The 13708-nt window shown below is 73.0% G+C and carries 12 protein-coding genes; 7 read left to right on the top strand and 5 right to left on the bottom strand.

The features are described from left to right. Positions 1 to 40: 40 nt before the first annotated feature. Positions 41 to 454 carry an Hsp20/alpha crystallin family protein gene (locus tag B4915_RS00720; protein WP_105803944.1) on the bottom strand — a complete coding sequence of 138 codons (414 nt, stop codon included), beginning with the start codon at positions 452 to 454 and terminating at the stop codon, positions 41 to 43. A 150-nt stretch (positions 455 to 604) separates the two neighbouring features. Between B4915_RS00720 and B4915_RS00715 the strand changes: the two genes are divergently transcribed. Next, entirely contained in the window at positions 605 to 2245 is a 1641-nt protein-coding gene (locus tag B4915_RS00715) for a YibE/F family protein (RefSeq protein ID WP_105803943.1), read from the top strand. On the opposite strand, the gene B4915_RS00710 is transcribed toward B4915_RS00715, so the two are convergent. Both B4915_RS00710 and B4915_RS00705 read right to left on the bottom strand, forming a co-directional pair. Further along, positions 2206 to 3645 (bottom strand): MFS transporter, encoded by a 1440-nt coding sequence (locus B4915_RS00710; RefSeq protein ID WP_105803942.1) that lies wholly within the window; start codon positions 3643 to 3645, stop codon positions 2206 to 2208. The two genes, B4915_RS00715 and B4915_RS00710, sit on opposite strands and share 40 nt — an antisense overlap. 3 nt (positions 3646 to 3648) lie before the next feature. Continuing rightward, on the bottom strand, positions 3649 to 5094 hold the full coding sequence (locus B4915_RS00705; RefSeq protein WP_105803941.1) for an MFS transporter: 1446 nt from the start codon (positions 5092 to 5094) through the stop codon (positions 3649 to 3651). Between the two features lie 341 nt (positions 5095 to 5435). Between B4915_RS00705 and B4915_RS00700 the strand changes: the two genes are divergently transcribed. Further along, positions 5436 to 6611, top strand: a complete 1176-nt coding sequence (locus tag B4915_RS00700) for an acyl-CoA dehydrogenase family protein (protein WP_105803940.1) — start codon at positions 5436 to 5438, stop codon at positions 6609 to 6611. Positions 6612 to 6733: 122 nt separating this feature from the next. Here the strand turns inward: B4915_RS00700 and B4915_RS00695 are convergent, their stop codons facing one another. Next, complete coding sequence (locus B4915_RS00695) at positions 6734 to 7009, bottom strand: hypothetical protein (protein WP_105803939.1); 276 nt, start codon at positions 7007 to 7009, stop codon at positions 6734 to 6736. Positions 7010 to 7229: 220 nt separating this feature from the next. On the opposite strand from B4915_RS00695, the gene B4915_RS00690 reads away from it, so the two are divergent. Continuing rightward, positions 7230 to 8339 carry a coiled-coil domain-containing protein gene (locus B4915_RS00690; RefSeq protein ID WP_245907268.1) on the top strand — a complete coding sequence of 370 codons (1110 nt, stop codon included), beginning with the start codon at positions 7230 to 7232 and terminating at the stop codon, positions 8337 to 8339. Then, entirely contained in the window at positions 8276 to 8590 is a 315-nt protein-coding gene (locus B4915_RS14810) for a M23 family metallopeptidase (protein ID WP_245907272.1), read from the top strand. The genes B4915_RS00690 and B4915_RS14810 overlap by 64 nt, the downstream gene beginning before the upstream one ends. A 189-nt stretch (positions 8591 to 8779) precedes the next feature. Here the strand turns inward: B4915_RS14810 and ppa are convergent, their stop codons facing one another. Continuing rightward, positions 8780 to 9271 carry an inorganic diphosphatase gene (gene ppa, locus B4915_RS00685; RefSeq protein ID WP_105803938.1) on the bottom strand — a complete coding sequence of 164 codons (492 nt, stop codon included), beginning with the start codon at positions 9269 to 9271 and terminating at the stop codon, positions 8780 to 8782. Between the two features lie 282 nt (positions 9272 to 9553). Here ppa and tilS point away from each other — a divergent pair, with 282 nt between their 5' ends. From tilS to ftsH, 3 genes are all read left to right on the top strand, one after another. Beyond that, positions 9554 to 10717: a tRNA lysidine(34) synthetase TilS gene (gene tilS / locus B4915_RS00680; RefSeq protein ID WP_105803937.1), complete on the top strand. Its 1164-nt coding sequence runs from the start codon at positions 9554 to 9556 to the stop codon at positions 10715 to 10717. A 38-nt stretch (positions 10718 to 10755) separates the two neighbouring features. Next, complete coding sequence (gene hpt, locus B4915_RS00675) at positions 10756 to 11313, top strand: hypoxanthine phosphoribosyltransferase (protein WP_105803936.1); 558 nt, start codon at positions 10756 to 10758, stop codon at positions 11311 to 11313. Positions 11314 to 11506: 193 nt separating this feature from the next. Beyond that, positions 11507 to 13708 (top strand): ATP-dependent zinc metalloprotease FtsH, encoded by a 2202-nt coding sequence (gene ftsH / locus B4915_RS00670; RefSeq protein ID WP_105803935.1) that lies wholly within the window; start codon positions 11507 to 11509, stop codon positions 13706 to 13708.

Raw genomic sequence — 13708 nt, 5'->3', positions numbered from 1 at the left:
GCGCCGTCTGGCCGGGGCGGACGGGCCGCAGTGCGCGGCTCTAGGCCTCGAGGGTCTTGCCGGTCGTGACCTCGACCTTGCGCGGCTTCGCCCGCTCGCTGACCGGGATCGTGACGCTCAGCACGCCGTTGTCGTAGCTGGCGGTGATGTTCTCGGTGTCGATGCCCTGGCCGAGGCTGAGCTGGCGCAGGAAGCTGCCGGGGGTGCGCTCGCGGGTGATCCACTTCACGTTCTCCTGCTCGGGGAGGGTGCGCTCGGCGCGGATCGTGAGCAGCTGCCCGTCGACGTCGACGTCGACCGAGCCCGGGTCGATGCCCGGCAGGTCGGCGGTGAGCACGTAGCGGTCGCCGTCGCGGTAGAGATCCATCGGCATCTGCCGGGGGCCGCGGCCGGGGCCTTCGATGAGCGCCTCGGCGAGGCGTTCCATGTCGCGGATGGGGCTGAACTGGGCCATTGCTGCACCTTTCTTCTCGTCGGGACGCAATTCTCAAAGTTGAGTCCATGTCGCTCAACTCTGAGGCTAGATTAGCACTCTCCGTGCGCGAGTGCCAGATGATGTTCGCGGTGAGCGAGCGGGGCGAGGCTCGCTATGATGATCTGCATAATGAGAAGCGTTATCGAACGGGCGCGCGAGCGGCTGCGGACCGGTGCGGGGAGCGCCGTCACCGGGTGGCGAGGCATCCCCACCGCTGCGGGCGAGCCGGGGCGCGCGCCGGAGAGGCGTCACGGGCACGGCCGCGGGCACGGCCGCGGGCCGGCGCCGCAGATCGCCGCGCCGCGCGGGGTGCGCCTGGCGGCGCTCCTCACGCTCATCGGGCTCGCCGGCGCGACGCTGTGGGGCCTGCTCGCCCTCTGGCCCGACGGCGCCGAACTCGCACGATCCGCAGAGCGCTCGAACTACATCGCCGAGGGCGCGAGCTTCGAACGCGGCGAGCTGCTCCGCCTGCAGGAGGGCTGCGCGGTACCCGGCCAGGACGGCGCCGGCGCACCCGGCGCCGGGTCCTCCGAGGCGCCGTCCGGACCGGACGCCGGCGCGGGAACCGCCTCCGAGCCGGGCGCAGCCGGCTCGCCGGAAGCGGAGTGCCTCACGGCGGGCGTCGGCCTGCTCACCGGTCCCGACTCCGGCCGCTACGTGCAGCTGCAGCTGCGCGGTCCGCTCGCCGCGGCGGGCCTGCGCACCGGCGACCACCTCGAGCTCCTGGCCGTGCCGTCGCTCCCGCCGGCAGTGCAGGACGGGCAAGGCAGCGATGCCGGCCCCGGAGGCGCATCCGGATCCGGATCCGAGGCGGGACACGCGGCCGGCAGCTCCGAGCCCGCGCGCAGCTACTCCGCGACCGGGGTCTTCCGGGGCTGGGCCCTGGCGCTCGGCGCCGCGCTGTTCGCGGCCGTGGTCGTCGCCGTCGGCCGCTGGCGCGGCCTGCTCGCACTCGCGGCGCTCGGAGTCGCGGCGTGGGTGCTGCTGGCCTTCGTGTTGCCCGCGCTGCTCACGGGCGGGCCCGGGCTGCTGATCGGCGTCGTCGGATCGAGCGCGATCATGTTCGCCACCCTCTACTTCGTGCACGGCCCCTCGCTGCGCACCACGGCCGCGCTGCTGGGCACCCTCTGCGGGATCCTGCTCATGGCGGCCATCTCCCTCGCCGCCGTCAGCATGACGCGCCTGAGCGGGATCGGCGACGAAGCGGGCAGCGTGCTGGCGGGCGCGGCCGGGCAGATCGACTTCCGCGGCCTGCTGAGCTGCGCGATCATCATCGCCGGGCTCGGCGTGCTCAACGACGTGACGATCACGCAGGCCTCGGCCGTGTGGGAGCTGCACGCGGCCGCGCCCGCCCTGTCACGGCGCGAGGTGTACGCGCGGGCCATGCGGATCGGTCGCGACCACATCGCGTCGACCGTGTACACGGTGTTCTTCGCGTACGCGGGCGCCGCGCTCAGCGTGCTGATCCTGCTCACCCTGTATCAGCGTCCCCTGCTCTCGCTCCTCACCCACGAGGACATCGCGACCGAGATCGTGCGCACCCTCTGCGGCAGCGTCGGCCTCGTGCTCGCCGTCCCCATCACCACGGCGCTCGCCACCCTCTTCCTGCCACGAGCCGAGGAGGCCGCGCCCCGCTGGACGGACCCCGGGCCCGCTGCGACCGGCGCGGAGCCGTCCGATTCGGAGAGGGAATCGCGCGGCCGGCGCGAGCCGGCGATGCGGACGCCGGATCAGGCGGGGAGCGACGGCCGCGCCTCCGAGCCCGGCTGACGCGGCACCAGCAGCGACAGCAGCAGCGCGATCGCGGCGGCGGCGATCGCGATCCAGAAGCACAGCTCGAAGGCCGCGCGGCTCGGCACCGCGTGCCCCTCGAAGTCCGAGCTCATGGCCGCGAGCACGCCGCCCATCACGGCCGAGGCGCTCGAGGTGCCCACCGAGCGGAACAGCGCGTTCAGGCCGTTCGAGGCGCCCGTCTCACTCGCCGGCACCGAGCGCATGATGATCATCGGCATCGCCGCGAAGCTGAAGCCGATCCCGACGCCGATCAGCAGATTCGCCGCGAAGACGTGCCACACCTCGCTCGACCAGAGCAGCATGCAGGCGTAGGCGAGCACGATCGCGGCAGTGCCCGTCGTGAACAGCGGCCGGGGGCCGATGGTGCGTTCGAGCCAGCCCGAGAGCGGCGAGATCACCATCATCACCAGGCCGGCCGGCGCCACCACGAGGGCGGCCTGCATCATGTCGAGCCCGAAGCCCGAGCCGGTCTCCGCCGGTAGTTCAAGCAGCTGCGGGAACGTCACATTCGACGAGAACAGCGCGAAGCCCATGCCGATCGCCGCGACGTTCGTGAGCAGCACCGCGGGGCGCGCGGCCACGCGCAGATCGAGCAGCGGCTCGCCCGTGCGCAGCTGGTACCAGCCCCACAGCAGCAGCACCGCGACCCCGCCGAGTCCGCTGCTGAGCGTCGCGGCCGAACCCCAGCCCCACTCCGCCCCGCGCGAGACGAACAGCAGAATGCCCGTGAGGCCGAGTGCCAGACCCGCCGCCCCCGGCAGGTCGAGGCGCCCCGGCGCGCGCAGCACGTCCTCCGGTACCGCGAGCAGCAGCAGGGGCAGGCCCAGCGTGCCGAGGCCCGCGGCGAGCCAGAACAGCGCGTGCCAGTCCGCGTGGAGCGCCAGCCAGGCTGCGAGCGGCATGCCCGCCGCCCCGCCCACGCCCATCGTCGCGCTCATCAGCGCGACCGCCGTGCTCAATCGCGCGGGTGGCAGCACATCGCGCATGATCGCGATCCCGAGCGGGATCACGCCCGTGACCGCGCCCTGCAGGGCGCGGCCGATGAGCATCCCCACGATCGAGGCCGACAGCGCCGCGATCACCGAGCCGGCGACGAGGAGCCCCAGCAGCACCAGCACCACGCGGCGCTTGCCGTACATGTCGCCCAGCCGCCCCGAGATCGGGGTCGCCACCGCCGCCACCAGCAGCGTGATCGTCACCACCCAGCTCGTATCCTCCCGGGAGGCGTGCAGCAGCCCCGGAAGCTCGGCCTGCAGCGGCACGAGCAGCGTGAACATGAACGAGGCGCAGAGACCGGCGTAGGCGAGCGCCGCGACCGTGACCCAGCGGGGCGGGGTGCGCGAGAGGCGCCTCCTGCCCCTCCCCGCATCACCCACCCGTCAAGCGTACCGTTCCCGGGTAGATCCGCGGCCGCTCGCGGCGCGCCCGGCGGCCACGGCCGTGACGCCGGCAAGGCCGGCCGTGCGCACCGTGCGCGCGGCGAGGACGGCGAGTACGACGCAGGAGAGCGAGAGCACGACCGCGAACACCGACACCGCCACGGGCAGCCCCGTCCGGTCGGCGAGGGCGCCCAGGCCGAGCAGCGGCGCCGAGCTGCCGAGGTAGGTGACCGTGTAGATCAGGGCGACCGTGCCGGCGTGGCGGGAGGGCGGCACCGCGGCCGTGGCCGCGGTGAACGCCGCCTGGAACGCCACGCCCTGGCCGATCCCCGCGGTGGCGCTCGCGAGCACCAGGAACCAGGTGGAGCCCACCGCGTCCGCGGCGGCCAGCCCGAGCAGCGCGACCGCCAGCGCGCCCAGGCCGAGCGGCGCCCGCCACGCGCCCCCGAGCGGCACGAGCTGCACGAGGGCGGAGGCGCCGAGGGTGATCGCGCACAGCAGTCCGATGACCGGGCGCGCATCGGTGCCGGCGATCGCGGCGAAGTGCGACGGGGCGAGCGACAGGCAGAAGCCGAACACCGCGAAGCTGACGAAGCCGATCGCCGCGGCGAGCCGCAGGGCGCGTGCCGCGGCCGGATCACGGGGCGCTCGCGGTCGCGGTGCCCGGGCCGACCGCGGCGAGCCGGGCGCGTGCCGGGCGCGCTCGCGACGGGAGGCGTGCCGGGCGGGGGCGTCGACCAGCGCGATCCGCGGGTCCGGCGGCACGCACTCGCCGTGGGGCGCCACCCCCACGATCAGCGGCATCAGGAGCGCGAGCGCGACCGCCAGCACCACGAAGGGCGTGACGATGGGATCGCCGGTGAGCGAGAGCAGGCTGCCGATGACGGGTCCGGCCGCGACGCCGCCCGAGGTGGCGAGCAGCGTGAGCCTCGCGACCAGCCCGGGCCGCGCCGGCATGAGCGCCCGCAGCGCGCCCGAGCCGGAGCCCGTTGCGCAGGCGATCCCCGCCCCCTGCACCGCGCGGGCGAGGCAGAACCAGCCGAGCGACGGCGCCACGGCGAGGGCCGCGGTGGCGAGGGTCACGGCGAGCAGCGAGGCGAGCATCACGGTGCGCCGGTTGGCCGTATCCCCGAAGCGGCGGAACAGCAGCAGCCCCGTGATCAGGGCGAGCACGTAGCTGGACAGCGCGAGCGTCGTGCCGAGGGCTCCCATCGCGAACTCGGCCTCGAGCAGGGGGAACAGCGGCGTGGCGAGATTCGCGGAGACGAGCAGCGTGAAGAGCGTGGTCGCGGTGAGCGCGACGCGCAGTCGGGGCCGGGTCACCGGCTCGGGGAGCGGCGGCGACGCTGCCGCAGCGGGCGTGGGGGGCGGGGCCGCCGCGAGTCCGCGGGGCGGCGTCGCCGTGAGCTGCCGGGCCGGGATCCGCGCGGGCGGGCGGTGCGGCACTGCATAGCGTCGGCAGCGTCAGATGTGTATAGGAGACGGGTGCGGTGCGGCCTCGAAGCCGAGGCGCTGCTGCGAGGGTGCGTCGTGGTACGGCGACGATGCGGCACGCATGCGTACTCCTTCTGCGACGGCCCTGTGGGGTCGCCGGCGTCTCGCGACCGCGGGGTGCTGCGGTCGTCACTGGTGCGGCGCGTGGATGTTCGCCCCGCACCAGAGAGTTCACCAGTCCGGAGGCCCCCGCGCAAGCCCGTGGTGCGGGTAGGGCGATCACCGGCCCGCGCTCCGCGCTAGATTGTCGATGACGCCGGGAACGGCCCGGCATCGGCCCGAGGGAGGACACCATGGCGGACCGGGAGCAACGGCACGCACAGCTGGCCGAGCGATACCTGCCCGACGAGCTCATCGCGCGCGTGCGCGGACGGGCGGCGGTGTACGACCGCGAGAACCGCTTCTGCGCCGAAGACCTCGCAGAGTTCCGAGAGCGCGGCTACCTCACGGCATTCGTGCCCGAGCGCTTCGGCGGCGGCGGCCTCACCCTGCACGAGGTGTCTCGCCTGCAGCAGCGCCTCGCCGCGGCCGCACCCGCCACCGCCCTCGCCGTCAACATGCACCTGCTCTGCACCGGCGTGGCCCGCGCCATGTGCGAGCGCGGGGACCACTCCCTCACGAGCGTCTTCGAAGAGGCCGTCGCCGGCGAGATCTTCGCCTTCGGGATCAGCGAGCCAGGCAACGACTGGGTGCTGCAGGGCTCCACGACGGTTGCGGAACCGCAGGCGAACGGCGGCTACCTGCTCTCCGGCACCAAGATCTTCACTTCGCTCTCACCCGCGTGGACGCGGCTGATCGTGCACGGACTCGACGCCTCGGAGGCCGAGCGGCCCGAACTCGTCTTCGGCTTCGTCGAGCGCGACGCGCCGGGCATCACCGTATCCGGGCACTGGAACGTGCTCGGCATGCGCGCCTCCGAGAGCCGCGCCACCGCCCTCGACCGCACCCCGTTGCGCGCGGAGCGCGTCGTCCGGCGGATCCCGCCGGGCCCGCAGCCGGACCTCCTCGTGTTCAGCATCGCCGCCAATTTCCAGCTGCTCGTCGGCTCCGTGTACGCGGGCGCGGCGCGGCGCGCGCTGGAACTCGCAGCAGCGGGCCTGCGAGCCCGTTCCTCGTCGCGGCACGGCACCTCGTTCGCCGAAGTCCCCGAGATGCGGGCGAGGCTCGCCGATGCCCACCGCGAGTTCCTGTCCGTCCCCGCCCAGCTCGACGCCTGCACCCGCGACTTCGACGAGCTCGTCGATCACGGAGCCGGCTGGCCCCTCCGGCTCATCGCCGCGCGCATCGCCGCCGGCGACGCCGCCCGCCGCACCGCGGAGACGGCCCTCGCCTGCGCGGGGGGCCGGGGCTTCGACGCCGACAGCGAGGTGAGCCGCCTCCTCCGGGACGTGACCGCCGGACTCTTCCACCCGCCGGGCGCCGACGCAGCCCGGCCGCTCTTCGCCGCCGCCCTCCTCGACGAGGACTGAGCCGTTCGCCTCCCGCCGAGGCGAGGCCCGGTGACGCCTGGGTGCCGAAAGGAGCCCGCCGGACACGCTTCGGCCCCGCGACGCACAGCGCCGCGGGGCCGAAGCACCGGAGAGTTCGGCGCTCAGTCCGCGCGGTCCAGGCTCGACACGAGGCCGAAGGCGATCCAGAACGCGAGGGTCACCGCCGCGAGGCCTCCCACGAAAAGCCAGGTGCCGACCGCCACGCTGAACGCGGAGGCCAGGAGATAGAAGCCGCCGAGCAGGAGCGCCATCACGATCACGTAGATGACGACGCTGCCCGCCGAGACCTGCGGGCGCAGCGCCTGCGCGAACAGCGGCCGCGACTGCTCGGAGGAGTCGCTGTGCTGGGCGTCACTTGACAGCTTCGATTCGGACATATCCATCCTTCGCTCATTCGGCACACGTGAAGTTCCAACACCAATGATAGGCGAAGCGGCGCGGACACGGGGCTCGGCTCATCCGGCCGCTCCGCGAGCCGCCCGATCCGCGCCGCCCCGGCGCTGCCGCCCGGCCTTTCCGCGGGCAGTGCTAGCGTATGCGTGGACCATTCTTGCCCGAGGGGAGTCGCGGAGGATGCGAAAGCGGAGAAGCGGAGCAGTGAAACGCACCATCGGGGTGCTCGGATGCTGCGTCATCGCCGCCGGCCTGCTCGTCGGCGGGCCACTCGCCGCCCAGCCCGCGCACGCCCTCGACCTGCCCACCTGGGAAGACGTGCAGGCCGCCAAGCAGAACCAGGCCGCCGCCGATAAGAAGATCAAGGAGATCGAGGCGCTCATCGCCGACGGCCAGAAGGAGCTTGAGCGGCTGCGCAACCTCCACAGCACCACCATTCAGGAACTGCAGGAAGCCGAAGCCGCGCTGGCCGCGGCGTCCGAGAAGGCGGAGACCCTGCAGCAGCAGGCGGAAGCGGCGAGCAAGGAAGCCGATGAGGCCGCCGACCGGGCGGGCGTGATCGTCGCCCAGATGTACCGCTCCGGCGGAGTCGACCGCAGCATGGAGCTCTTCCTCGACTCCGACGGCAGCACCGCGGACGCCCTCCTCGAGCGCATGGCGTCCATGTCGAAGGCCACCGAGCGCAACACCCAGATCTCCGAGGAAGCCGAGCAGGCGCGCAACACGGCCAACTCCCTCGGCCAGCAGGCCGAGGCGGCGAAGGTGGAACGCGAAGCGCTGCGGCAGGACAAGCAGGAGAAGGAGGCGGCCGCGGCCGTCGCCGTGACCGACCAGGGCGAGCTCGTGCGCGAGCAGGAGGCCCAGCAGCGCGATCTCGAGGTGAAGCTCGAAGCCCTCAAGGACAAGACCGCGAAGACCGTCGACGGATACGAGGAGCGCCTCCGCATCGAGGAGGAACAGCGCCGCGAGCAGGAGCGCCTGCGCCAGGAGGAGGAGCGGCGACGCCAGGAGGAGGCCGCGGCCGGCGGTGGCGGTGGCGGCGGCGGAGGCGGCACCTCCGCCAGGAGGAGGCCGCGGCCGGCGGTGGCGGTGGCGGCGGCGGAGGCGGCCCCGTGGCGCCCCCGCCCGGCGGCGGCGGTGGCGGCGGCGGCGGCGGCGGAGGCGGCACCTCCAACGGCTGGACCATCCCCACCTCCGGCTACTACGTCTCCGAGGGATTCGCGCCCCCCGGGCGCCCCAACCACACCGGCATCGACCTCGCCACCGGCTGCGGCACCCCGATCGTCGCCGCCGCCGAGGGCAGCGTCGCGATGACCTACTGGGACTCCGGCGGGGGCGGGAACATGGTGACCATCAACCACCCCAACGGCTGGCAGACGCGCTACGCCCACATGATCCAGTGGGCGAGTGTCGCCCCCGGCCAGTGGGTCGCCGCCGGCCAGGTCGTCGGCTACGTCGGCAGCACCGGCATGAGCTCGGGCTGCCACCTGCACTTCGAAATGCGGCCCAACCAGGACAACGGCTGGTACGGCTTCGTCAACCCGGCGTTCTACATCAACTTCTAGGCGACCGGGAACGCGGAAGGGGGCGGGGATCGCGAGATCCCCGCCCCCTTCCGCGTTCGCCTCAGTGCTGGTTCGCGAGCCGCTCCTGCGCGGCGGAACCCGGCAGGCCGGGTCCCGCCTATGCCTCAGTGCTGGTCCGCGAGGCGCTCCTGCGCGGCGGAACCCGGCAGGCCGGGTCCCGCCTATGCCTCAGTGCTGGTTCGCGAGGCGCTCCTGCGCCTCGGTGATGAGCCGCTCCGCGTCCGCCGCCGAGCCCCAGGCGTCCACCTTGACCCACTTGCCGGGCTCGAGATCCTTGTAGTGCTCGAAGAAGTGCTCGATCTCCTTGCGGGTGTACTCGGGGATATCGGCGACGTCCTGGATGTGCTGCCAGCGCGGATCCTTGTGCTGCACCGCGATGACCTTGTCGTCGCCGCCGGCCTCGTCGCTCATCTTGAGCACGCCGACGGGCCGCACCTTCACGCCCACGCCGGGGAAGACCGGGTAGTCGAGCAGCACGAGCACGTCGAGGGGATCGCCGTCCTCGCCGAGCGTCTCCTCGAAGAAGCCGTAGTCGGTGGGGTAGACGAAGCCGGTGTACAGCACGCGGTCGAGATACACGCGACCGGTCTCGTGGTCCACCTCGTACTTGTTGCGGCTCCCCTTCGGGATCTCGATGACGGCGTCGAATGCAGCGGCCATGCGCGCTCCTCTTTCTGTCGGTCGGTCGAAGCGGGGCTGTGCCGCCCCGTCCCGGGTGTGCGTTGCCGGTCCCAGGGTACCGGACCCCCTGCGCCTTCCTTTCCTCTCCCTCTGTGCTCCCCTCTTCCCTGCCCGCATACCGCCCGAGAGGGGGAGAATGCGGCTCGCACGAGGTCACCGGGGTGCGTTCCTCCCTGTCCCTTCTACACATCTGACGCCTTTTACACCTCTCCGTTCGGATGACGCGGACGTAGCCGCGTCAGGACGGGGTAGCGTGGGGGCATGGTGCAGGAGGCGGTGCTCGCGACGCGCCTCTCGGTGCGTCGCGCGTGCGCTGCGCTGCGCGAGGAGGCGGGGGCGCAGAGCGCGGAATCCGGCGCCCCTGCTGAGGCTCCGCTCCTGCTCGTGGCGCTCTCGGGCGGCGCGGACTCCCTGGCGCTCGCGGCGGCGGCGGCGTTCGAAGCGCCGCGGAGCGGGCTCCGGGCGGGGGCGGTGATCGTGGATCACGGGCTGCAGCCCGGCTCGGCCGAGGTGGCGGCTGCGGCGGCGGAACGGGCCGCCGCGCTGGGGCTCGCGCCCGTGCTGCTGCGGCGGGTCGTGGTCCGGGAGGAGGGCGGGGGACCAGAGGCCGCCGCCAGGGAGGCGCGGTACGCCGCCCTCGACGACGCCGCCGCCGAGCAGGGGGCCGCGGCCGTGCTGACGGGGCACACCCGCGACGATCAGGCCGAGCAGGTGCTCCTCGGCCTCGCGCGGGGCTCCGGGCTGCGCAGCCTGGCCGGGATCCCGGAACGCCGGGCGCTCCGCGGCGGGGCGCTGATCCTGCGCCCCTTCCTCGCTGCCACGCCGCCCATCACGCGCGGCACCACCGAGGCGGCCTGCGCCGAGCTCGGCCTCGACCCCTGGCGGGATCCGCACAACGAAGACGCAGCCTTCGCGCGCGTGCGGGTGCGGCGGCGCGTGCTGCCGGTCCTGGAGGCCGAGCTCGGGCCGGGCGTCGCGGCGGCGCTGGCGCGCACCGCCGACCTCGCCCGGGAGGACGCCGAGGCGCTCGACGCGCTCGCCGAGGCGCTCGCGGCGGAGTTGCTCGCGCTCGCCGCCGCGCAACGATCCGGGGGACGCGCGCCGGCGTCCGATCCCGGATCGGCGCCTCCCGATCCCGATGCGCTCGCGATCCCGGTCTCCGCGCTCGCCGCCCAGCCGCCCGCGCTGCGAACCCGCGCGATCCGTATCCTCGCCGCGCGCCGCTTCGGGGTGTGGCTGAGCCGTGAGCACGTCGCCGCCGTGCTCGCCCTCGTGAGCGAGTGGCGGGGGCAGGGGCCGGCCTTCGTGCCCGGGCTCGTCGTGAGCCGGGAGCGCGGCGGCCGGGGAACGGGTGCAGTGCTGGTACTGCGCGGTCAGCGCGGCTCGCCGCGGGACCGGGCGATCGCGGGACGCCCGCGGCGGTGACGTTCGTGCGGTGCTGACGGCAGTGGAAGAATGGACCCATGGACGCGAAACAGCTGGGGGATGATCTCTCCGTCGTACTGCACACCGAGGCCGAGCTGCACGCCAGGCTGGCCGAGATGGCACGCCAGATCGAGGCCGACTACGCGGAGGAGCCGCCGCTGCTCGTCGGCGTGCTCAAGGGAGCGGTCATGGTGATGGCGGACCTCGCCCGGGAGCTGCGCTTCCACGCGCAGATGGACTGGATGGCCGTCTCGTCGTACGGTGCGAGCACGAAGTCGAGCGGAGTCGTGAAGATCCTCAAGGATCTCGACGCCGACATCACGGGGCGCGACGTGCTGATCGTGGAGGACATCATCGACTCGGGCCTGACGCTCTCGTGGCTGAAGGAGAACCTGGAGAGCCGCGGCGCGCGCTCGGTGCGCATCTGCACCATGCTGCGCAAGCCGGAGGCGCTGAAGGTCGACGTGGACGTCGCCTACGTCGGCTTCGACATCCCGGTGGAGTTCGTGGTGGGCTACGGCCTCGACTACGCGGAGGACTACCGCAACCTGCGGGACGTCGCAGTGCTGGCGCCGCACGTGTACGGCGGCGAGTAGCGGCGCCCCGGTTTCCCGCCGCTCCGCGCGGGACGCGTGACCGGCCGCCGGCCCTCGCCGCCTGGCCGGCTCCGCGGCGCGCGACTGCGCCGTGAGCGGACAAGCGGCTCCGACCCAGTGCGATGTCAGTGGCATTCGTTACGCTTGCATTCGTCGCACGAACAGCGGCACGCCCATCGTGAAAGGCCCCGACTTGGCAGAGAACGCATCGAAGAGTGCCTCGAAGAGCCGAAAGCTCTTCCGCGGGCCGCTGCTCTACCTGATCCTCGCACCCCTCATCGTGCTGCTCGGGTGGTCCCTGCTCTCGGGTGGCAACACGCGCGAGGTCACCACGGAACGCGGGATGCAGATGCTCGCCGAGGGCAAGGCGACCCAGGCCGAGATCATCGACGGGGATCAGCGCGTCAACCTCAAGCTCGCAGAGGCCGACACGAAGGCCGGCAGCGACGAGGTGTTCTTCTACTACGTGTCCCAGCGCGGCCTCGACGTGGTGAACGCCGTCGACGATGCGAAGCTGAAGGACGGTTACAACGATCAGGTGCCGCAGCCGAGTCCGCTGTGGTCGCTGCTCGGATTCCTGCTGCCGCTGCTGCTCATCGGCTTGCTGCTGTGGTGGATGCTGTCCTCGATGCAGGGCGGCGGGCGCGGCGTCATGCAGTTCGGCAAGAACCGGGCCAAGCTCGTCTCCAAGGACATGCCGCAGGTCACCTTCGCCGATGTGGCGGGCGCCGATGAGGCCGTGGAAGAGCTGCACGAGATCAAGGACTTCCTGCAGGACGCCTCGCGCTTCCAGGCCGTGGGCGCCCGCATCCCGAAGGGCGTGCTGCTCTACGGCCCTCCCGGGACGGGCAAGACGCTGCTGGCGCGCGCGGTCGCGGGCGAGGCCGGCGTCCCGTTCTACTCGATCTCCGGCTCCGACTTCGTCGAGATGTTCGTCGGGGTGGGCGCGAGCCGCGTGCGTGACCTGTTCAAGGAGGCGAAGGCCAACGCCCCGGCGATCATCTTCGTCGACGAGATCGACGCGGTCGGGCAGCGGCGCGGCCAGGGCATGGGCGGCGGTCACGACGAGCGCGAGCAGACCCTCAACCAGCTGCTCGTCGAGATGGACGGCTTCGACCCGAAGACGAACGTGATCCTGATCGCCGCGACGAACCGGCCGGACATGCTCGACCCGGCGCTGCTGCGCCCCGGTCGCTTCGACCGTCAGATCGGCGTCGACGCCCCCGACATGCCGGGCCGCCTCAAGATCCTGCAGGTGCACGCGAAGGGCAAGCCGCTCTCGAAGAACGTCGACCTGGAGGTCGTGGCCCGCAAGACGCCCGGCTTCTCCGGAGCCGATCTGGCGAATGTGCTCAACGAGGCCGCGCTGCTCACGGCGCGCTCCAACGCGCAGCTCATCGACAACCGCGCCCTGGACGAGGCCATCGACCGCGTGATCGCGGGGCCGCAGCGGCGCACGCGGGTGATGAAGGATCAGGAGAAGCTGATCACGGCGTACCACGAGGGCGGGCACGCGCTCGTGGCGGCCGCCCTCAACCACACCGACCCGGTGACGAAGATCACCATCCTCCCGCGCGGTCGCGCGCTCGGCTACACCATGGTCATCCCCCTCGAGGACAAGTACTCGGTCACGCGCAACGAGCTGCAGGATCAGCTCGCCTACGCGCTGGGCGGGCGCGTCGCCGAGGAGCTCGTGTTCCACGACCCCACCACCGGTGCGGGCAACGACATCGAGAAGGCCACGGGTACGGCGCGCAAGATGGTGACGGACTACGGCATGTCCGCGACGGTCGGGCCCGTGAAACTGGGCCAGGCGCAGCCGGGGGCCTTCCTCGGCGAGTTCGGGCAGAGCCGCGACTACTCCGAGGGCGTGGCCGAGACGATCGACGCCGAGGTGCGCGCACTGCTCGAGCAGGCCCACAACGAGGCCTACCGGGCCCTGGTGCAGAACCGCGACATCCTCGACGAGCTGGCGCGCGAGCTCCTCGAGAAGGAGACGCTGGACCACTTGCAGATCGCGGAGATCTTCCGCGGCGTGCAGAAGCTGCCCGAGCGCGAGATCTGGCTCTCGCACGGAGACCGCCCGGTGTCGACCCGGCCCCCGATCGAGGTGCCGGCGGTGGTGCGGACCGACGACGTCACCGTCGCGGGATCCGCGGCCACGCCGGCGGGCGGCGCCGGCGAGCCGGGCGCGGGCGATGCGGACGCGGGCGATGCGGGCGCGGGCGCGAAGGAGACCGCCGGCGAGCCCGGCGCGCCCTCCGTCTCCGGCCCGGAACAGGGCTCCGTCCCCTCGGAGCCGAGGCGTGGCGCGCCGCTCGCGCCTGGCGAGAGCAGCCGGCCCCCGCGCAACCTGGGCGTGCCGGATCCGGACGATCGAGACGCCGGCCGATAG

Origin of the sequence: Leucobacter massiliensis, assembly GCF_002982315.1 — a bacterium.
Classification (GTDB): Bacteria; Actinomycetota; Actinomycetes; order Actinomycetales; family Microbacteriaceae; genus Leucobacter; species Leucobacter massiliensis.
The sequence above is the reverse complement of the archived record's forward strand: the minus strand, read 5'-3'. Positions and strand labels throughout refer to the sequence as shown.